The sequence below is a fragment of the Kitasatospora sp. NPDC032757 genome, from assembly GCF_055579305.1.
Window position 1 is genome coordinate 414,043 of sequence record NZ_JBVINN010000002.1, and the last position, 20,670, is coordinate 434,712.

Genomic DNA, 20,670 nt, shown 5'->3' on the forward strand with positions numbered 1-20,670 from the left:
ACGGCCGTGCTCCTGCCCGGTGGCGCTGCCCTGCGAGTGCTCCTACCCGGCACTGCTGCGGGCCCGGATCAGGGCGGGCGCCCAGAGCCTGCGCGCGGACTCCCTGATGCACAACGGCCATGTACTGGCGGCGAGTTCGATCGTCGCAGCCGGACTCGGCGCGTTCTTCTGGATACTCGCCACCCGCTACTACAGCGTCGAGGCCGTGGGGCGCAGCTACGCGGCCCTGTCGGCCGCGATGTTCCTGGCCACGCTCGGCAGCCTCAACCTCGGGGACGCGCTGGTGCGCTTCGTCCCGGCCGCCGGCCGGCACACCCGGCACCTGGTGCTGCGGTGCTACGCGATCAGCGTCGGTGTCAGCGCCGCGGTCGCGGTCGGCTTCCTGCTGCTGGTCCCGGTGGTCGCCCCCAACCTCGGCTTCCTGGACTCGCCGGTGCTCGCGGTCGCGTTCGTCGCGGCCACCGCCGGCTACGCGGTCTTCGTGCTCCAGGACGGCGCGCTCACCGGCACCCGCAGGACCGGCTGGGTCCTCGGCGAGAACGCCGTCTTCGCCGTCGCCAAGTCACTGATGCTCGCCGGATGCGCGGCCCTGGCCGTCGGCACCGGCATCCTGGTCGCCTGGGCGGTGGCCATGGTCGTCTCGATCGCGCTGGCCAACGTGGTGCTGTTCCGTCGGGCCGTGCCGGCCCACGAGGCGGCCGGCGACGCCGACGCCGAACCGCCCCAGCGGGTCCTGCACTGGGCCGGCGCCGACTACATCGGAAACCTCTTCAGCTTCGCGAGCTACAGCGCCGTCCCCCTGATCGTGCTCGCCCAGCTCGGACCTGAGGGCAGCGCCTACTACTCGCTCGCCTTTGTCATCGCCTCCACCCTCTTCGTCGCGACGTTCAGCATGGGCCACTCGCTGGTGGTCGAGGGCGCCCGCGACCCGAAGCGGCTGGCCGAGTACGCCCGGCGCATGCTGCGCCACACCGGTCTGCTGCTGGTCGGCGCCGTGCTGGTGATCGAGATCGGTGCGCGCCAGATCCTGAGCGTCTTCGGCCCCGCGTACGCCGAGCACGGCACGGCGGTGCTGCGTCTGCTCGCCCTGTGCGCGCTGCCGATCGCGGTGACCAACGTGGTCATCCAGGTGGCCCGGGTCCGCCGGGCGCTGCCCTGGATGATCGGGGTGCGGATGGCCTCCGCCACGATGATCGTCACCCTGGTCGTCCTGCTGCTGCCGCGCCACGGACTGATCGGCGTCGGCCTCGCCTGGGTGATCTCCGAGTACACGATGGCGGCGGCACTGCTGTTCGTCCTCCGGCGCTGGCTGCGTGCGATGGAAGGAGACCAGGACCATGACCACTGACCAGTCCTCCGGCCGGAACGACGACCGGACTCCCGAGCGCGCCGCCGACGGCCGTGCACCGAGCCTGACCGTCGTGATCTGCGCCTACACCGTCGAGCGCTGGGACGACCTGTGCGCCGCCGTCGCCTCCGTGCGCGGCCAGCACCACCCGCCCGCCGAGCTGCTGCTCGTCATCGACCACTGCCCCGAGCTGCTGCACCTCGCCCGGGAACACCTGTCGGCCGACGGGCGGATCCTCCCCAACCGGCAGCGGCGCGGTCTCTCGGGCGCCCGCAACACCGCCCTGGCCGCGGCCCACGGCGAGCTGATCGCCTTCCTGGACGACGACGCCACCGCCGACCCCGCCTGGACCGCGCGGCTCCTCGCCGGCTACCGGACACCCGGGGTGCTCGGCGTCGGCGGCCACGTCCGGCCCTGGTGGCAGAGCGGCCGGCCGGACTGGTTCCCGCCCGAGTTCGACTGGGTGGTCGGCTGTTCCTACCGGGGACTGCCGAGCCGGCCGGCCGGGGTGCGGAATTTCATCGGCGCCAACATGTCCTTCCGGCGTGCCGAGGCACTGGCCGCCGGCGGCTTCCGGACCGACCTCGGCCGGGTCGGCCGGCGTCCGCTCGGCTGCGAGGAGACGGAGCTCTGCATCCGCCTCGCCGCCCGCCACCCCGGCGCCGTGCTGCGCTACGAGCCGGCCGCGGCGGTCCTCCACCGGGTGCCGCCGGCCCGTACCACCCTCTCCTACTTCGCCGCACGCTGCTTCGCCGAAGGCCGTTCCAAGGCCGCGGTGGTGCGCTACGACGGCGCCGCCGCCGGCCTCGCCAGCGAACGCGCCTACCTGCGGCACACCGTGCCCGCCGCGCTGCTGGACAGCCTGCGGCGGCGCCGGCCCGCCACGGCGGCGGCGCTCTGCGCCGGCGTCACCCTGACCGCCGCCGGCTACCTCACCGGGTTGGCCGGCGGCTGGGCCGAACGGACCGCGTCCCGTCGGACCGGCGCGGTCCGTCCGGCCGCCCGTGACCGGACCACCGGCGCCGAGCCCACCACAGCCCGGCCCGCAGGGGTCCGGCCGACCAGGGACGGGCCATGAGCGCGATACCCGTCTTCCTCTACCACTCGGTCTCGGACGACCCGCCGTCCTGGCTCGCGCCGTTCACCGTCACTCCCCACGTGTTCCGCGAGCAGCTGGACCGGATCAAGGACAGCGGCCTGTCGCTGGTGCCGCTGCGACGGCTGGTCGCCGCCCTGCGCGGCGGTCCGCCGCTGACGCCCGGCGCCGCGGTCCTGACCTTCGACGACGGTTACGCCGACTTCTACTGGACGGTCGCCCCGATCCTCTCGGACGAGGGCCTTCCCGCCACTCTCTACATCACGACCGGTGCCGTCCACCCGCCCGGCGCGCGGGGCACCGGAAGTCTGCTGCCGCCGGCACCCATGCTGAACTGGCGCCAGATCGGCAACCTCGACGCGCTGGGCGTCGAGATCGGCGCCCACTCCCGGACCCACGTCCCCATGGACACCGTCTACGGCCGGCGGCTGACCGACGAGGTCGCCGGCTGCAAGACGGTCCTGGAGGACGTCCTCGGCCACGAGGTCGCCTCCTTCTCCTACCCGCACGGGTACTCCGGCGTGGAGGTCCGCCGCAAGGTCGCACAGGCCGGCTACACCTCCGCGGCCGCCGTCGGCAACGCCTTCAGCTCCCCGGCCGACGACCCGCTTCGGATCGCCCGGCTGATGGTCCGCGCCGACACACCGCCGCAGGTGTTCGACGACTGGACGAAGCGCAGGGGCGCCCCGACCGCGCCCATCCACGAGAGCACCGCCACCCGGGCGTGGCGGGCCTACCGCCGCCTGCGCGCGGCCCTCGGCACCCCGGTCGGCGGACCGCCGAGGACTCGCGGTCAGGAGAGATCACAGTGACCGACGCCCTGGAACGTGAAGACGTCCGACCCGACCCGCGGCCACCGGCCCACCGCTCGACCTCCCCCCGCGACAAGGGCCGGCGGACCCGCCGGCTTCGCGCAGCCCTCTCCGGAGCCGGCTGGTCCGGCTGGGTGGTCCGGTGCGCGCTGCCGGCCGCGCTGGTGCTCTGGCTGCTGGCCCTCTCCCGGGTGGAGCTCTCCCGGATGGGCGACCTCGGCCTGCTCCAGGCCCTGCCGCCGGCCTACTTCGCCGCACTGGGCCTGCTCACCCTCGGCTTCGTCACCGCGCTGCGCGCCCCGCAGATCCGTCACCGCTGGCCCGCCGCCTACGTCCTGGCGCTGATCCTGGTGATCCACGCGACGCCCAGCCTGCTCTACCCGACCCTGCGGTACGCCTGGGCCTGGAAGCACGTCGCGATCGTCGACGCCATGCTGCGCCACGACGGGTCGGTGCCGGGAGCGGGCAAGCTCGACGTCTACAACCAGTGGCCCGGCTTCTTCGACCTCCATGCGGTGATCCTGCGCGCCACCGGCCTGGACTCCGTCCTGGGCTACGCCTCCTGGTACCCGGTGATCACCAACCTCCTGCTGATCGGCCCGCTGCTGATGCTGTACCGGAGCATCACCACCGACCACCGACTGGTCTGGGGCGGGGTCTGGCTCTACTACACGACCGCCTGGGTCGGCCAGGACTACTTCTCCCCGCAGGCCTTCGCCTACGTGCTGTCCCTCACCGTGATCGCGCTGGTCATGCGCCGCCTGGCGGTGGCGCGCTCGCTCGCGGCGGACTCGCGCGAACCCCGGGAGCGAAGGGCGGGACCGCCCGGAGCCCGGGCCCTGTCGGCGGCCGACGATGCATCGGCCCGCGGTGGTTGGCGGGCGGCGCCGTTCGCCCTGGTCCTGGTGCTGATCGCCGCGATCGTCTCCTCGCACCAGCTGACCCCGATCATGCTGGCCGTGGGCATGGCCCTGCTGGCTCTGGGCCGCCGCAACCGCCGCACCGTCCTGCCGGTACTGGCCGCCGTGGTCGGGCTGACCGTGCTCTGGGACGCCACCGTGGCCCGGCCGTTCGTGTCGGAGCACCTGACCAGCCTGGTCACCGCCCTGGGCTCGCCGGACCACAACGCGGTGGCCGGCCTCGCCCACCTGGGGCAGGCCGCCCCCGGCCAGATCCTGACCTCCTGGGCGGACCGGTCCCTGACCCTCGTCGTCTTCCTGCTCGCCCTGGCCGCCCTGGTCCGCCACCGCTGGGTGCGCCGGGTCGGCCTGCTGCCCCTGCTGGTGGCGCCGCTCGTGCTGCTGCTGGCCAACGCCTACGACGGGGAGATGCTCTTCCGGGCCTACCTGTTCGCCCTCCCCGCCGCCGCCTTCCTCGCCGCGACCCTGCTCTGGAGCCCGCGCGCCGTCCGGCCGTCCGGCCCGTCGCCCGACGCGCCGTCCCATCCGCAGTCAGGTCCGCCGGCCGGCACCTCGTCCGTTCCCCGGGCCGCCCGGCCCATCGGCCCGCTGCGGACCGGCGCCACCGCCGTCGTCCTGCTCGGCCTGCTCTCCGGCCTGCTGTTCGGCTACTTCGGCAAGGAGAGCATGAACTACTTCACCCCGCAGGAGGCCGCCGCGCTCCGGTACGTCGCCACCACCCCGCCCGGCTCCCGGGTCATCTCGCTGACCTCCAACGAGCCGGGAGGCGAGATGCGCTACGACGACCACGACCGGCTCGTCCTCGGCGACGCCGCCGGCGAGGACCTCAAGCGTCTGGCGACCAACCCCGGCGACGTCCTGAGAATGGCGCTGGAACGCCCGAACGTGGCCGGCGGACCGAGCTACGTGATCCTGACCCGGGCCCAGATCGCCGAGTGCGAGCTGACCGGGCTGCTGCCGGTCACCGCCACCAAGGCCTTCGCGGCCGCCGCGGCCACCTCGTCCGAGCTGAGGCTGGTGTTCTCCAACGAGGACGCCGTCGTCTACCAGTACGTCCCGCCCGGTGGCGGGCACGTCGGAACCGCCCCGGCCGGAGGGAGGACACCGTGACCGTCCGACCGTGGACCCTGCCGCGCGTCCTGCCCGCACTGTCGGGCTGGATCGCCCTCGCCGCCCTGCTGCTCCCGGCCGGGAACCCGCTGCGGGCCGTCGCCGCCGGCATCTTCCTGCTCGTCGGTCCGGGCGCGGCGGCCGTGGCCTGGGCCCGGCCGGGCCCGTCCTGGCGCGAGCGGGGACCGGGCCGGATGAGCGCCGCCGCGCTGACCGTGACGCTGAGCCTGGCGCTGACCATGCTGGTGGCGGAGGCGCTGTTCTTCAGGCACGCCTTCACGGTCGGCCGGACCGTCCTGGCGCTCGCCCTGCTCACCACCCTCCTGACGCTGCTCCCGCGCCGTCTCCCCGCCGCCCCCGCATCCGTGTCCGGCGGGCCCGTCCGCCGTTTCCGGAGCCCGCGCCGTCCGTCCGCCCGGCCCGAGGCCCGGTGGCGGCTGCTGCTGGTGACCGGAGTGCTGCTCCTGGCCGCCGCCTGCGGCGCGTCCAACGGCGCGGGCGTCGGCGCGGCAGCGCTCCACCCCGGGATCGCGGCGCCCACGAGCCCGACCGCCATCCTGCCGCCGGTCGGGGCGGACCAGCCGCCCGGGCCCGGCCCGTGGCACCAGGTCTTCCGGGACGACTTCAACGGCACCGTGCTGGACGGCTCCAAGTGGACCACCTGCTACGACTGGAACGTCCGCGGCTGCACCAACACCGGCAACCACGAGGACGAGTGGTACCTCCCGGGCCAGGTCGCGGTGGCGGACGGCGCGCTCACGCTCACCGCCCAACGCCAACCGACGCCCGCCAGCGACGGGAAGACCTACCCCTGGACCTCCGGGATGATCTCCACCGGCCGCGACCACTGGGACGGCACCCCGCGGCACACCTTCACCTACGGGTACTTCGCGGCCGCGATCAGGACCACCGACCAGCCGGTCGGCATGTTCCCGGCGTTCTGGCTGCTCTCCGCCAACACCAGGGGCGGGCTGCCGGAACTGGACACCGTCGAGTTCATCAACAGCAACCAGTACGCCGACCTCAACCTGCACGCCGAGGCGCCCGACGGCACCAACATCGACGCCCACTACGCCCACGGTCCGCTGGACTACTCCGTCGGCTACCACGTCTTCGGCCTCGACTGGGAGCCGGACGCCGTCACCTGGTACGTCGACGGCGTGCAGGTCTTCCAGGTCACCGACCCCGCCGCGATCCCGACCACCCCGATGGAACTGATCCTCAACCTTGCCGTGGGCTACCAGCAGTCGCCCCCGCCCGGCGTCGACAAGACGCAGGTGCAGGTCGACTGGGTCGGCGTGTGGCAGCACTGAACGCACGATCAAGAGGAGGTGCGACACATGAACCGGGACGATCACACCAACCCGGCCAGGCTGGACCTGGACCGGAATACCGCGGTCCTGCTCGTCAAGGTGGGGAGGTATCCGCTGGCGCACGGCCCGGTCGGCGTCGTGCGGTCGCTGGGCCGCGCCGGGGTGGCCGTCCACGCGATGGTCGAGGACCGGCTGACCCCGACGGCGCTCTCCCGCTACCTGACGCGCGCTTTCGTCCGGCCCACCAACGGGTGCGAGAGCACCGACCGGCTGCTCTCGGCCGTCCGGGGCGTCGGCCGGGCGATCGGCCGCCGGTGCATCGCCCTGCCCACCGACGACGAGGCCGCCGTCCTGCTCGCCGAGCACGCCGAGGAGCTCGCTCCGTACTTCGTCCTGCCCCCGGTGCCCGCCGGGCTCCCACGGCGACTGGCCAACAAGGCAGCCATGCACGCGATCTGCGAGGAGCACGGCATCCCGGCACCCGTCACCGTCGCCCCGGGCGACCACGACGAGCTGCTGAAGGCCGCCTGGACCTGTGGCTACCCGCTGGTGCTGAAGAACCTGGAGCCCTTCACCCGGCTCAGCCGCCCCGTCGTCCCGAACACCACGATCGTGCGGGACGAGCGGGAGCTGCTGGCCAACTGCCCGCCGAACGGCCGGCTCTCGGTCCTGGCCCAGGAGTACCTGCCGCCGGAACACTCCGAGGACTGGATCACGCACCTGTGCTGCGGTCCGGGAGGCGAACCGCTCGCCGTCTTCACCGGGCGCAAGCTGCGCTCCTACCCGCCCAAGGGCGGATTCACCACCCGGGCCGCGGCCGTGCCCAACCCCGAACTCGCCGCGCTGGCCGCCGGATTGTGCCGCGCGATCGGTTACGTCGGCATCGCCGACCTGGACTGGAAGCTGGACCTGCGGGACGGACGGTACAAGCTCCTCGACTTCAACCCCCGTACCGGCGCCCAGTTCCGGCTGTTCGAGACCGAGAACGGCCTGGACGTCGTCCGCGCCCTGCACCTGTCCCTCACCGGCCGCCCGGTCCCGCCCGGGCCGCAGCTGAACCGCTTCTACGGGGTCGGGCAGTTGGACGTGCTCTCGGCCGCGGTCACGGTCTGGCGCGAACGGCAGCCGTTGCCCGATCTCCGGCCCCGCCGGTCGACCGAGCGCGCCTGGCTCTGCGGCGACGACCTCGCACCCGCCGCCGCCATGGCGGTCCGCTTCGGCGGCCAGGGGACACGGCGCGTGGCCGACTACGTGTGGCACGGGATCGCCGCGCGTCTCACTCCTGGAGGCTCGACATGATCTCTCCCAGTCCAGTACCCGTCGCGATCGTGGGGGCCGGGCCGTACGGCCTGTCCGTCGCGGCCCACCTGAAGGCAAGGGGCGTGGCCGTGCGCATCCTCGGCGTGCCCATGGGCAGCTGGCGCGCGCGGATGCCGGAGGGGATGTTCCTGAAGTCCACCCCCCGGGCCTCCTCGATCTCCGACCCCGAGGGCCGCCACGGTCTGAACGACTTCCGCGCAGCCGAAGGCCGTGCGTGGGTGGGCGACCGGTACGCGGTGCCGCTCGACGAGTTCGTCCGCTACGGGGACTGGTTCCAGCAGCGGTGCGTGCCCGAGGTGGAGCGTGCCGCCGTGACCCTGGTCGAGGCCGCGCCGAGCGGCTTCCGGCTCTCCCTGGACACCGGGGAGGCGTTCACCGCCCGGACGGTGGTCCTGGCCCACGGCTTCCCGCCCTACGCGAGGATTCCCGCCGAACTTCGGCCGCTGGCCGGGGCCGGCCTCGCCTCGCACACCTCGGAGCACGCGGACCTGGCGAAGTTCGCCGGCCAGCGGGTGGCGGTGATCGGAGCCGGACAGTCGGCGCTGGAGAGCGCCACGCTGATGCACGAGGCGGGCTCCGAACCCGTCCTGGTCGCGAGGACCGCGCACCTGGTCTTCGGCGACCCGCCCGACTCCGACCGGCCGGGCGACCGGCCGTGGCCGCAGCGGGTGGCGAAGCCGGCCTCGCCGCTGGGGCCGGGCTGGTCGTTCACCGCGTTCTGCCGGGCGCCCCAGGCCTTCCGTTACCTGCCGGACCGCACCAGGGCCGACCTGGTCCGGACGATACTCGGACCGTCCGGGGCGTGGTGGCTGCGCGAGCGGGCGCTCGGCCGGTTCCCGCAGCTCACCGGGCACGAGGTGGTCTCCGCCGAGGAGGTCCGCGGCCGGGCGCGGCTCCGTCTGCGGGGCCCGACCGACACCCTGGAGGCCGACCAGGTCCTGGTGGCCACCGGCTACCGGGTGGACGTCGAGCGGCTCGACCTGCTGGCGCCGGGACTGCGCCGGGCGGTGACCTGCCGGAACGCGGGCGCTCCCCGGCTGTCCCCGGGCTTCGAGTCCTCCGTACCCGGGCTCTACTTCACCGGTCTGTCCGCCGCCGACACCTTCGGGCCGATGATGCGTTTCGTCTGCGGCACCGGCTTCGCGGCCCGGGCGATCAGCCGGTCGGTCGCCACGGCCGTACGGCCGTGACCGGCCGCCGTACCGGCCCCTGTGCCCCTTATCACAGACGGCTGGTCCCGGCACCTCCAGGGGCCGTCCCACCAGGAGTTTTAAGAATGTGCACGATCGATGCCGCGGTTCCGGCCGCGGCATCGGGCTTGCGTACGGACCGAGTCCTCGTTCAGGCTGCTGCGGGTCCACAGTCGGGGGGGAACGAAAGGTCCTCCCACGCATGCCCAAGCATTCCAAGTCCCGCCACGCCACGTTCACCGGTAGACGCCGTCTCGCCGTCCTCGCCCTCGCGCTCGCCGCCAGCGGGACCAGCGTGGCCGCCTGGGCCGCGCCGAGCGCCCCGGCCGATCCGGTGGTGGTCGACTCGCTGTCGGTCACGCCGACCGCTCCCGGTGCCAACGCCCCGGTCACCGCCACCGCCAAGCTGCACGCCACCAAGCGGACCTCGGTGCAGGCCCTGACCATCGCCGTCCGCTCGGCCGACGGCGCGAACTACGACTTCGGCGGGGCGGCTCCGGCGACCCTGACCACGGCGCAGCGGACGTTCACGCCGCAGAGCCGCGCCTTCCCGGCGGGCAAGTACACGTACTTCGTGGCGTACAAGATCAACAACAGCTGGCACAACCTGGCGCCGGTCGGTTCCTTCACCTCGGGTACCGCCGCGACTCCGGCGCCGAGCCCGACCTCGACGCCGACCGCGTCGCCCACCTCGACGCCGACCGCGTCGCCGTCGGCCACCGCGTCCCCCTCGGCCACTGCTACGCCGTCGGCCACGGCTTCGCCGTCGTCGCCGTCCGCCACCGCGTCGCCCACCCAGCCGTCGGGCTCCTCGGCCGCTCCGCTCGGCATCCCCGGCAGCTGGCGTCCGGTCTTCGCCGACGAGTTCAACGGCAGCTCGCTCGACAGCTCGAAGTGGAACCCCAACTGGTTCGGCTGCGCCACCTGCACGACGCCTCCGGTGAACGGCGACGAGTCCGCCGCCTACGCGCCGTCCCAGGTGTCCGAGAGCGGCGGGAGCCTGCACCTGAAGGCCGAGCAGAAGGCGGCCACGGCGAACGGCAAGAACTACGCGTACACCTCGGGGCTGGTCAACACCAACGGCAAGGCCCAGTTCACCTACGGCGCGTTCGAGTCCCGGATCTACCTGCCCGCGTCCGGTTCGCAGGTCGCCAACTGGCCGGCCTTCTGGACCGACGGCCAGAACTGGCCGGCCGACGGTGAGCTGGACGTGATGGAGGGCCTGAGCGGTCAGGCCTGCTACCACTTCCACTCCCCGTCCGGTGGCCCCGGCGGCTGCGCTTCGGGCAACTACAGCGGCTGGCACACCTTCGGCGCCGACTGGCAGCCGGGCTCGGTGACCTACTACTACGACGGGGTGAAGGTCGGTCAGATCACCAGCGGCATCACCTCCTCGCCGATGTACCTGATCCTCAACAACGCGGTCTACGCCTCTGGCCCGACCGCCACCCCGGCCGACATGCAGGTCGACTACGTGCGGGTCTGGCAGCACTGACCCGACCGGTCCGGCACCGTCCGTCCGGCACCGCAGAGCCACTCCGCGGTGCCGGACCGACGTGTCCGCCTGACGTGCCGATGGGCCGTGGTGGGTGCCGGGGCGGTGGTGTCCGGGTGTGCCGGACGGGCGTCGCCGGCTCAGCCCACGAGCCGGGAGAGCTCGATCGAGTGCCCGGTCCGCTCCACCTTCGCCCGCAGGTAGCGCACGTTGCTGTCGTTCAGGTGCACGCCGGTCGGCACCCGGTGCTCGACGGTGATGCCGAGGGCGGTCAGCTGCGCCGCCTTGTCCGGGTTGTTGCTCAACAGGTCGATGCCGGTGACGCCGAGGGCGCCGAGCATCTGGGCGGCGGCGGTGTAGTCGCGGCCGTCCTCGGGCAGGCCGAGCGCGGTGTTGGCGTCGTAGGTGTCGAGCCCGGAGTCCTGGAGGGCGTAGGCGTCCAGCTTGTTGTAGAGGCCGATGCCCCGGCCCTCCTGGCGCAGGTAGAGCAGGTAGCCGCCGGCCTCGGCGATCCGCTCGACCGACTCGCGCAGCTGCGGGCCGCAGTCGCACCGGTCCGAGCCGAAGACGTCGCCGGTCAGGCACTCCGAGTGCAGCCGCACCAGCGGCGTCCCGCCGTTCGTGGTCTCCCCGTTCGTGGTCCGGCTCTGCGCGGTGCTGCCGAAGGCGAGCGCCAGGTGTTCGGCGCCGTCGGCCAGGCCGTGGAAGGTGAAGACCTCGGCCTCGGCGCGGTAGCCGTCCGGGAAGGTCAGCGGGATGCGCACCCGGGAGCGCACCGTGGCGGTGCCGGGCTGCGGCGTGACGTGCTGCGGCATGGACGGGGCCTCCGTGGGCGGTGTGGTGGTTGGTTCCTGACCGTACTAGGTCGTTCCAATTTGAACAACTGGCTTTCGGGTGGCCGCGGCGTTGGCAGTGACGGTGGAGCCGCGACGGTGGCGCCGTGGCGGCGGAGGCTCGCAACACCACGGAATGCGCGGGTGTTCCCGCCGGGCCCGCCCGTCTCACGGTGTGGGCGGTGCCGGCGGTGTGGGCGGTGCGGCGATGCGGGCCGCGGGGTGCACGGCGGCGCGGGCGTACGGGTGGCCGGCCCGCCGGCTCCGCAGCCGCACCGGACGTAGGTCACTTCGCCGCTCCCGCCGCCCGCCGCTGCGGTGCGTTGGCTCACTGGCTTGCGGGAGAACGAGCTGACTCTCCCCGCGGGCCCTGCCGTACCCGACCCGAGCGGGCACAGGATGTCGGGTGCGGCAGGGTGGGTCCTTCCTACGGTGGTGATCAGTAAGAGGAAGGGCGGGGCCGGGATGCTGGAACACCTGAACCGGGCGATGGAGCGGATCGAGGGGCACATCGAGGAGCGCCCGGGTGCGTCCGTCGACGTGGCCGAGCTGGCGCGGATCGCGATGACGTCGGAGTACCACTTCCGGCGGATGTTCTCCGCGCTGGCCGGGTTGCCGCTGTCGGAGTACGTGCGGCGCCGGCGGCTCACCCTGGCCGGAGCCGAAGTGCTCTCCGGAGAACGGACGTTGCTCGACGTGGCGGTCCGGTACGGCTACACCTCGGGGGAGGCGTTCGCCCGGGCGTTCCGGGCGATGCACGGCGTCGGGCCGGGGGAGGCCCGGCGCGAGGGTGCGGCGCTGCAGTCCCAGCCCCGGATGTCCTTCCGACTCGTCATCGAAGGGAACAGCAGCATGGAATACCGCATCGTGGAGAAGCCCGACTTCCGGCTGGTCGGCCGGCGGGCCCGGGTCCCGTTGGTGCACGAGGGGGTGAACCCGGCCATCGCCGAATTCATCGGGGGGATCGGCCGGGAGGCCATCGACCGGATCTCCGCCCTCTCGGGCCAGGAGCCGGACGGCATCCTCTCGGTCACCGAGTTCTTCTCGGACAGCCGTGAGGAGGGGGTCGAACTCGACTACTACCACGCGGTGGTGGCGGGTGCGGACACGGTCGTCCCGGACGACCTGGACGTGCGCGAGGTGCCGGCCGGCACCTGGGCCGTCTTCTCCAACACCGGGACCTTCCCGAAGGCCCTCCAGGAGATGTGGCGGGACGTCTACACCCAGTGGTTCCCCTCCAACCCGTACGAGACCCGTCCCGGCCCGGAGATCCTGCGCACCCGCTTCCTGCCGGGGGGCGAGGCCGAGGCGCAGCTCTGGATCCAGGTGGAGCGGGCTGTCCGGTGAACCAGCCCGGGCCGGTGGGGAGTTGGCCACCTCGGCCGTCCCCCGCCGGCCCGGTGGCCTGTTAGGGTCCGCGCATGATGAAGCGTGTGCCCTACCAAGGGGCGGAGAAGGAAAGCCTGTTCGTGGCTCTCGACAGGCACCGCGACGCGGTGCTGTGGAAGCTCGAAGGGCTCGACGACGAGCAGCTCCGGCGGCCGATGACCCCGTCCGGGACCACCCTGCTGGGGCTGGTGAAGCACCTCGGGGGCGCCGAACTCGGCTGGTTCTGCGAGGCGTTCGGCCGTGAGACCGGTCCGCTGCCCTTCGATCTGGACGAGGACGCGGAGTCCGACATGCGGATCCGGCCGGACGAGTCCACCGCCGAGGTCCTCACCTTCTACGCCCGCGCCCGCGCCGCCGCCAACCAGGTGGTGGAGGAGCTGGAGTTGGACGACCTCGGCCGCGCCTGGTTCGGCGACGAGGTCTCGCTGCGCTGGGTCCTCATCCACATGGCCACCGAAACCGCCCGCCACGCCGGGCACATGGACATCCTCCGCGAACTGCTCGACGGCCGGACGGGCGACCACAGCCGGGGGTGAGGGGTGACGGCCGGGGGCCGACAGATGACAGCTGGTGACATCTGTCGGCCGCCGGCCGCCGGCCGCCGGCCGCCGGCCACCCGCTGCCGCCCGCCACCCGCCCGTTCGGCGCAGCAGCCGGGGCCGCGGCCCCGGCCGGACCGCATGCTGGGGCGGGGGGAGGGGGTCCTACCGAGGAGTGGATCGAGGATGGCCAATGCGTTCGGGTTCGTCGGGTACGGCGGGCCGGAGAATCAGGAGTTCCTGGACCGGCCGGTGCTGGAGCCGGGCCCGGGACAGCTGGGGATCACGGTACGGGCGGCCGGGGTGAACCCGGTGGACTGGAAGGTCCGGCGCGGGTGGTTCGGCAAGGACCGCGAGCTGCCGGCCGTCATGGGGCAGGAGGCCGCGGGGGTGGTCGAGCGGATCGGGCCGGGCGTCACGGGCTTCACCCCGGGGGACGAGGTGTTCGGGGTCGCCGCGGCCGGGGCGTTCGCCGAGCAGACGCTGCTGCTGGCGGCGATGAGCGCGGTCAAGCCCAAGGGGCTCGGCTTCGCCGAGGCCGCGACGCTGCCGGTGGCCGCGGCGACGGCCGACGACGGGGTCCGGGACGTCGGGGTGGGCTCCGGCCGGACACTGCTGATCCTCGGCATCGCCGGCGGCGTGGGCAGCGCGGCCGCGCAGATCGCCCGCAGCCGGGGGATCCGGGTGGTCGGCACGGCGAGCGACGCCAACCGCGGCTACGTGGAGTCGCTGGGCGCGGTGCAGGTGCGCTACGGCGACGGGGTGGCCGAGCGGATCAAGGCAGCCGTGCCGGACGGGGTCGACGGCATTCTCGACCTGGTCGGCGGGGACGACGTGCGGGCCGCGGCCGAGACGCTGGCCGACCGGTCGAAGCTGGTCTCGACCGTCGACCCGGCCACCGCGGCGGAGCTGGGAGGCCGCTTCATCACCCGCTCCACCACCCCGGCGACGCTCGCCGCGCTGGCCGACCTCGTGGCCGCCGGCGAACTGGACGTGCACATCACCGCCCGCCACCCGCTGGCCCACGCCGCGGAGGCGCTGGCGCTGGTCGAGTCGGGGCACGCGCGCGGCAAACTGATCCTCGAAATCGGCTGAGAGCAGGGCGAGATGAAGCAGAACAAGGTGACCACCGGCGGGCCCTGCTGGGTGGAGCACGGCAGCGCGGACCCGGAGGCGGCCAAACGGTTCTACGGCGAACTGTTCGGCTGGCAGCCGGAGCGCGACGACCGGCCGGAGGCCGGCGGCTACACCTTCATGAAGCTGGACGGCGCGGTCGCCGCCTCCATCACCCCGCTCTACGGGGAGGGCCAGCCGACGGCCTGGAGCGTCTCCTTCGCCGTCGAGGACGCCGACGCCGCCACGGCCAGGATCACCGAGGCGGGCGGGAGCATCGTCGTCGCACCGATGGAGGCGCTGGACTTCGGACGGTTCGTGATCGCGGCGGACCCCTCCGGCGCGGTGTTCGGGCTCTGGCAGGCACGCCGGCTGACCGGTGCCGAGGTGCTCAACGAGCCCGGCGCGCTCGGCTGGGTGGAACTGCTGACCCGGGACCCGGAGGGCGCCCGGGCGTTCTACCCGGCCGTGTTCGGCTGGACGGTCCACCCGTCCGAGCGGTACACCCAGTGGGGCCTGGCCGGGGAGGACTTCGGCGGCATGCTGACGATGGACGACCGCTTCCCGCCGCAGGTGCCGCCGCACTGGCTGCCGTACTTCGCGGTCGCGGACGTGGACGTGAGCGCGTTCCGGGCCGGGAACCTCGGCGCGGACGTCCTGATGGCGCCGACCACCGTGCCGGACGGCCCGCGGATCGCGGTGCTGCGCGACCCGCTGGGAGCGGCGTTCGGCGTCTACCTGGCCGGCGAGGAGGGCTGACCGGCGTCACCCGGTACCGAGCGGCTTCGCCCGGCACGGAGGGCTGACCGGCTTCGCCCGGCACCGAGTGCCGAGCGACCGGCCCGGCGAGGACGGCTGACCGCCCGGCGCGGCGCGCCGGGCCGCCGCGCCGGGCCGCCGGGTCAGCCGGTCCGCCTGCGCCACAGCACGACGGTCGCCGCACCCGCCGTGACCAGCAGGGCCGCCGTCGGCACCAGGTCGCCGACCCGGTCGTACCAGGTCAGCTCGGTCGGCCCGGTCAGCGGCAGCCGGACCGTCAGAGCGCCGGTGCGGTCGGTACCGAGCCGGGCCAGTTCGCGGCCCTGCGCGTCGAAGGCGGCCGAGACCCCGGTGAGCGAGGCCTGGACGGCCGGGCGGCCGGTCTCGGCGGCCCGGATCGCGGCCAGCGAGACGTGCTGCTCGGGCGCCCAGGTGCGCTGGAACGTCGAGGTCGAGGACTGGTAGACCAGCACCCGGGCGCCGTCCCGGGCCGCCGTCCGGGACATGTCGGGGAAGGCCGACTCGAAGCAGATCAGCGCCCCGACGGGCAGCGGCGCGCCGCCGCGGTCGGTGGCCGGGAGGACGTGGAACGCCGTCCCCGGCGCCCGGTTCTCGCCCGCCGCCCGGCTGACGCCCGCGATCCAGCCGAGCACTGGGCGCAGCGGGATGTACTCGCCGAACGGCACCAGCCGGATCTTGCGGTAGCGGTCGACGGTGCCGGCCGGCGAGACCAGCACCGCGTCCTTGGAGATCCGGCCGTCCGCCTTGCGGGCGTCCTCGCCGGCCAGGATCTCGGCGCCGGCGGCCGCGGCGAGCCGGCGCAGCCGGTCCAGCGCCATCGGGTCGCGGTCGAGGTCGGCGGTGGTGCTGGACTCGCCCCAGACGACCAGGTCCACCGGCCGCCCGTCGAGCGCGGTGGTGGCGGCGGCACTGGCCTCGAACCGGGCCTGCGGGTCCTCGACGATGCCGGGCTGGACCAGTGCGACGGTCAGTGCCCCGTCCCGGGCGGGCGCGGCGCGCAGCGAGAACAGCACGGGACCGGCCGCCAGCACCAGTACGGCGGCCAGCGCCGCCACGGCGCGCGGGCGCCGGCCGGTGGCGGTCAGCATGATCAGCACCCCGGTGTTGACGGCCACCACGGCGGCGCTGACCAGCCAGATCCCGCCGGCCGAGGCCAGCGCCAGGACGGCCGGGTGCTGCCACTGGGTCGCGCCGAGCAGCGCCCACGGCCCGCCGAGGGCGTGCCAGGAGCGCGCGTACTCGGTGGTCAGCCAGACCGAGGGGACGACGACCAGGGCGAGCAGGGCCCGCCGCGCGGTCAGCGGCGGGTGCAGCAGCCGCCACACGGCGTACCCCACCCCCGCCTGCAGCGCCCCGAACAGCACCGCGAGCACCGGCAGGGCCGGCCCGACGGAGGGGATCAGCCAGTACATCGCGGTGAGGATGAACCCCGCGCCGAACCACCACCCCCGCACCGCCGCCTCGCGCGCCCCGGGCGCCCGCTGCATCACCAGCAACCCGGGCACCAGCGCCACCCAGGCGAGTGACGCCAGCCCGGGCGCGGGGAAGGCGAGTACCGGCACCGCCCCGGCCGCCAGCGCCCCCACCCGGGCGCGGTAGCGGTGGGCGGGGAGGCCACGGTCCCGGGCGGCGGACGCCCCCAGGGCGGGCGGGGTGAGCGTGAGGCGGCGCGACATGCCCCGTATTGTCCGCTCGGGAGGCCGTTGCTGCCAGGCTTCGGCACGCGATGTTGACGCCGGTGACGCGCGCGGCCGCCGCCCCCGGGGCCGGGGGCGGCGGCCGCAGCGGACGGGTGTCAGCCCTCGTCGCCCTCGAGGTCGCCCTCGGTCTCCAGGAAGGCGGCCTGGAGCTGCTCGATCAGCTCCGGGTCGGGCTGCTCCCAGAGGCCGCGGCTCGCCGCCTCCAGCAGGCGCTCGCTGATGCCGTGCAGGGCCCAGGGGTTGGCGCCGGCCAGGAACTCGCGGTTGACCGGGTCGAGGACGTACTCCTGGGTGAGCTTCTCGTACATCCAGTCGGCGACGACCCCGGTGGTGGCGTCGTAGCCGAAGAGGTAGTCGACGGTCGCCGCCATCTCGAAGGCGCCCTTGTAGCCGTGGCGGCGCATCGCCTCGATCCAGCGCGGGTTGACCACGCGGGCGCGGAAGACGCGGGCCGCCTCCTCGGTGAGGGTGCGGGTGCGGACCGTCTCCGGGCGGGTCGAGTCGCCGATGTAGGCGGTCGGGGCCTTGCCGGTGAGGGCGCGGACGGTGGCGACCATGCCGCCGTGGTACTGGAAGTAGTCGTCCGAGTCGGCGATGTCGTGCTCGCGGGTGTCGGTGTTCTTCGCGGCGACGGTGATCCGCTTGTACGCGGTCTCCATCTCCTCGCGGGCCGGCCGCCCGTCGAGGCCGCGCCCGTACGCGTAGCCGCCCCAGACGGTGTACACCTCGGCGAGATCGGCGTCGGTGCGCCAGTCGCGGCTGTCGATCAGCTGGAGCAGGCCGGCGCCGTACGTGCCCGGGCGGGAGCCGAAGACGCGGACGGTGGCCTTGCGCTCGTCGCCGTGGACGGCCAGGTCGGCCTGGACGTGGGCGCGGACGTGGTTCTGCTCGGCGGGCTCCTCCTGGGCGGCGGCCAGGCGCACCGCGTCGTCCAGCAGGGCGACCACGTGGGGGAAGGCGTCCCGGAAGAAGCCGGAGATGCGCAGGGTGACGTCGATGCGCGGGCGGCCCAGCTCCTCGAGGGAGATCGGCTCCAGGCCGGTGACCCGGCGCGAGGCGTCGTCCCAGACGGGGCGGACGCCGAGCAGGGCGAAGGCCTCGGCGATGTCGTCGCCGGCGGTGCGCATCGCGCTGGTGCCCCAGAGCGACAGGCCGACCGAGGGCGGGAAGGCGCCGTCGTTGTCGGCCGTGTAACGCTCGACCAGCGAGGCGGCGAGCGCCTGGCCGGTCTCCCAGGCGAGCTTGCTGGGCACGGCCTTCGGGTCGACGGAGTAGAAGTTGCGGCCGGTCGGCAGCACGTTGACCAGGCCGCGCAGCGGCGAGCCGGACGGCCCGGCGGGGACGAAGCCGCCCTGGAGGGCGTGCAGCACCGCGTCCAGCTCGTCGGTGGTGGCGGCCAGGCGCGGGACGACCTGGGTCGCGGCGAAGGTGAGCACCTCGTGGACGGCCTCCGGCAGCCCGGCGGCGACCTTCTCGACCGCCCCGGCCGCCCAGTCCTCGGCCTCCATCGCCTCGACCAGGGCGCGCGCCTGTGCCTCGGCGGCGTCGGTGGCGCCCAGGGTCAGCGCGGCCTCGTCCAGGCCGAGCGCCTCGCGCAGGCCGGGCAGGGCGCTGACGCCGCCCCAGATCTGCCGGGCGCGCAGGATGGCCAGCACGATGTTGACCCGGTCGGTGCCGGCCGGCGCCTGGCCGAGGACGTGCAGGCCGTCGCGGATCTGCGCGTCCTTGATCTCGCAGAGCCAGCCGTCGACGTGCAGCAGGAAGTCGTCGAAGCCGTCGTCCTCGGGGCGCTCGTCCAGGCCGAGGTCGTGGTCCAGCTTGGCGGCCTGGATCAGCGTCCAGATCTGGGCGCGGATCGCGGGCAGCTTGGCCGGGTCCATCGCGGCGATGTTGGAGTGCTCGTCCAGCAGCTGCTCCAGGCGCGCGATGTCGCCGTAGGAGTCGGCGCGGGCCATCGGCGGCACCAGGTGGTCGACCAGGGTGGCGTGGGCGCGGCGCTTGGCCTGGGTGCCCTCGCCCGGGTCGTTGACCAGGAACGGGTAGACCAGCGGCAGGTCCCCGAGGACGGCGTCCGGGCCGCACTCGGCGGAGAGCGCTGCGGTCTTGCCGGGCAGCCACTCCAGGTTGCCGTGCTTGCCGAGGTGGATCACCGCGTCGGCGCCGAAGCCGCCGTCGGCCTGCGCGGCCGCGATCCAGCGGTAGGCGGCCAGGTAGTGGTGGGACGGCGGGAGGTCGGGGTCGTGGTAGATCGCGACCGGGTTCTCGCCGAAGCCGCGCGGCGGCTGGATGAGGACGAGCAGGTTCCCGGAGCGGATCGCGGCCAGCACGATGTCGCCGTCCGGGTTCTGCGAGCGGTCGACGTACAGCTCGCCGGGGGCCGGGCCCCAGTGCTCCTCGACGTGCGTGCGCAGCGCCTCGGGCAGCGTGGCGTACCAGCGGCGGTAGTCGGCGGCGGGGATGCGGACCGGGTTGCGGGCCAGCTGGTCCTCGGTGAGCCAGTCCTGGTCGTAGCCGCCGGCCGCGATCAGCGCGTGGATGAGCGCGTCGCCCTCGTGCTGGTCCTCCGCCACGGTGTCCAGGCCGGGCAGGTCGGTGCCGAGGTCCATGCCCTCGGCGCGCAGGCGCTCCAGCAGGCGCATGGCGCTGGCCGGGGTGTCCAGGCCGACGGCGTTGCCGACCCGGGCGTGCTTGGTCGGGTACGCGGAGAGGACGAGTGCGAGCCGGCGCTCGGCGGCCGGGATGTGCCGCAGCCGGGCGTGCCGGACGGCGGTGCCGGCCACCCGGGCGGCGCGCTCGGGGTCGGCGGCGTAGACGGTGAGGCCGTCCTCGTCCAGCTCCTTGAAGGAGAACGGAACGGAGATCAGCCGGCCGTCGAACTCGGGGACGGCGATCTGGGTGGCGGTGTCCAGCGGGGAGAGGCCGTCGTCGCTGGCCTCCCACTGGGCGCGCGACCAGGTCAGGCAGAGGGCCTGAAGGATCGGCCGGTCCAGGGCGGCCAGCGCGCCCGCGTCCCAGGCCTCCTCGTCGCCGCCGGCCTGCGCGTCGGCCGGGCGGGTGCCGCCGGCGGCGAGCACGGTGGTGACGATCGCGTCGGCTTCGCCGAGCGCGGCCAGCAGGTCGGCCTCGGCACCGCGCAGCGAGGCGCAGTAGTAGGCCCGGGCCTGCGCGCCCTGGTCCTCGATTGCCCGGCAGAGCGTCTCGACGAAGGCGGTGTTCCCGCTCATGTGGTGGGCGCGGTAGTACAGCACGGCGACGGTCGGGCCGTCGGTCGTACGGGCCTCGCGGACCAGCGGGCCCCAGGCGGGGGCGGAGGCCGGCGGGGCGAAGCCGTGGCCGGTGAGCAGCACGGTGTCGGAGAGGAAGGCGCCCAGCTCGGCCAGGTTGGCCGCGCCGCCGTGGGCGAGGTAGGCGTGCGCCTCGGCGGCGATGCCGGCGGGCACGGTGGACAGCTCCATCAGCTGGGCGTCGGGCGCCTGCTCGCCGGTCAGCACGATCACCGGGCGGGGGCCGGCCAGCAGCGCGTCCAGGCCCTCCTGCCAGGCACGGCGCCCGCCGAGCAGGCGGACCACCACCAGGTCGGTGCCCTCCACCAGGGCGGGCAGTTCCTCGGGCGAGAGCCGGGCCGGGTTGCCGAGGCGGTAGCGGACCGGCCCCTCGGAGGCACGGGCACTGAGCAGGTCGGTGTCGGACGTCGACAGCAGCAGAATCATGC

General features: G+C 74.1%; 15 protein-coding genes. 12 read left to right on the top strand and 3 right to left on the bottom strand.

Features of this window, described 5'->3' with window-relative positions; translation table 11 throughout:
• Positions 1-19: 19 nt before the first annotated feature.
• From ACZ5WK_RS04945 to ACZ5WK_RS04980, 8 genes are all read left to right on the top strand, one after another.
• Entirely contained in the window at positions 20-1,348 is a 1,329-nt protein-coding gene (locus tag ACZ5WK_RS04945; protein ID WP_465545001.1) for a lipopolysaccharide biosynthesis protein, read from the top strand.
• The gene (locus tag ACZ5WK_RS04950) at positions 1,338-2,426 is read left to right on the top strand and encodes a glycosyltransferase family 2 protein (protein WP_465545003.1); all 1,089 of its coding nucleotides are present in this window, start codon (positions 1,338-1,340) and stop codon (positions 2,424-2,426) included. Before ACZ5WK_RS04945 ends, ACZ5WK_RS04950 begins: the two co-directional genes overlap by 11 nt.
• On the top strand, positions 2,423-3,256 hold the full coding sequence (locus ACZ5WK_RS04955) for a polysaccharide deacetylase family protein (protein WP_465545005.1): 834 nt from the start codon (positions 2,423-2,425) through the stop codon (positions 3,254-3,256). Before ACZ5WK_RS04950 ends, ACZ5WK_RS04955 begins: the two co-directional genes overlap by 4 nt.
• On the top strand, positions 3,253-5,286 hold the full coding sequence (locus ACZ5WK_RS04960) for a glycosyltransferase (RefSeq protein ID WP_465545007.1): 2,034 nt from the start codon (positions 3,253-3,255) through the stop codon (positions 5,284-5,286). Before ACZ5WK_RS04955 ends, ACZ5WK_RS04960 begins: the two co-directional genes overlap by 4 nt.
• Positions 5,283-6,599: a glycoside hydrolase family 16 protein gene (locus ACZ5WK_RS04965; RefSeq protein WP_465545009.1), complete on the top strand. Its 1,317-nt coding sequence runs from the start codon at positions 5,283-5,285 to the stop codon at positions 6,597-6,599. Before ACZ5WK_RS04960 ends, ACZ5WK_RS04965 begins: the two co-directional genes overlap by 4 nt.
• 27 nt (positions 6,600-6,626) lie before the next feature.
• The gene (locus ACZ5WK_RS04970) at positions 6,627-7,898 is read left to right on the top strand and encodes a carboxylate--amine ligase (protein WP_465545011.1); all 1,272 of its coding nucleotides are present in this window, start codon (positions 6,627-6,629) and stop codon (positions 7,896-7,898) included.
• Entirely contained in the window at positions 7,895-9,109 is a 1,215-nt protein-coding gene (locus ACZ5WK_RS04975) for an NAD(P)-binding domain-containing protein (protein WP_465545013.1), read from the top strand. Before ACZ5WK_RS04970 ends, ACZ5WK_RS04975 begins: the two co-directional genes overlap by 4 nt.
• A gap of 202 nt (positions 9,110-9,311) precedes the next feature.
• The gene (locus ACZ5WK_RS04980) at positions 9,312-10,604 is read left to right on the top strand and encodes a glycoside hydrolase family 16 protein (RefSeq protein ID WP_465545015.1); all 1,293 of its coding nucleotides are present in this window, start codon (positions 9,312-9,314) and stop codon (positions 10,602-10,604) included.
• Between the two features lie 140 nt (positions 10,605-10,744).
• Here ACZ5WK_RS04980 and ACZ5WK_RS04985 read toward each other — a convergent pair whose 3' ends face one another.
• On the bottom strand, positions 10,745-11,419 hold the full coding sequence (locus tag ACZ5WK_RS04985; protein ID WP_465545017.1) for a GTP cyclohydrolase II: 675 nt from the start codon (positions 11,417-11,419) through the stop codon (positions 10,745-10,747).
• Positions 11,420-11,902: 483 nt separating this feature from the next.
• On the opposite strand from ACZ5WK_RS04985, the gene ACZ5WK_RS04990 reads away from it, so the two are divergent.
• From ACZ5WK_RS04990 to ACZ5WK_RS05005, 4 genes are all read left to right on the top strand, one after another.
• A complete protein-coding gene (locus ACZ5WK_RS04990; RefSeq protein WP_465545241.1) occupies positions 11,903-12,784 on the top strand; it encodes an AraC family transcriptional regulator in 882 nt (293 codons plus the stop codon).
• 74 nt (positions 12,785-12,858) lie between these two features.
• Positions 12,859-13,362 carry a DinB family protein gene (locus ACZ5WK_RS04995; protein WP_465545019.1) on the top strand — a complete coding sequence of 168 codons (504 nt, stop codon included), beginning with the start codon at positions 12,859-12,861 and terminating at the stop codon, positions 13,360-13,362.
• A gap of 189 nt (positions 13,363-13,551) precedes the next feature.
• A complete protein-coding gene (locus ACZ5WK_RS05000) occupies positions 13,552-14,460 on the top strand; it encodes an NADP-dependent oxidoreductase (protein WP_465545021.1) in 909 nt (302 codons plus the stop codon).
• A 12-nt stretch (positions 14,461-14,472) separates the two neighbouring features.
• A complete protein-coding gene (locus ACZ5WK_RS05005) occupies positions 14,473-15,237 on the top strand; it encodes a VOC family protein (RefSeq protein ID WP_465545023.1) in 765 nt (254 codons plus the stop codon).
• 143 nt (positions 15,238-15,380) lie between these two features.
• Here ACZ5WK_RS05005 and lnt read toward each other — a convergent pair whose 3' ends face one another.
• Positions 15,381-16,934 carry an apolipoprotein N-acyltransferase gene (gene lnt / locus ACZ5WK_RS05010; protein WP_465545025.1) on the bottom strand — a complete coding sequence of 518 codons (1,554 nt, stop codon included), beginning with the start codon at positions 16,932-16,934 and terminating at the stop codon, positions 15,381-15,383.
• Between the two features lie 119 nt (positions 16,935-17,053).
• Positions 17,054-20,668, bottom strand: a complete 3,615-nt coding sequence (gene cobN, locus ACZ5WK_RS05015) for a cobaltochelatase subunit CobN (protein ID WP_465545027.1) — start codon at positions 20,666-20,668, stop codon at positions 17,054-17,056.
• Positions 20,669-20,670 lie beyond the last annotated feature (2 nt).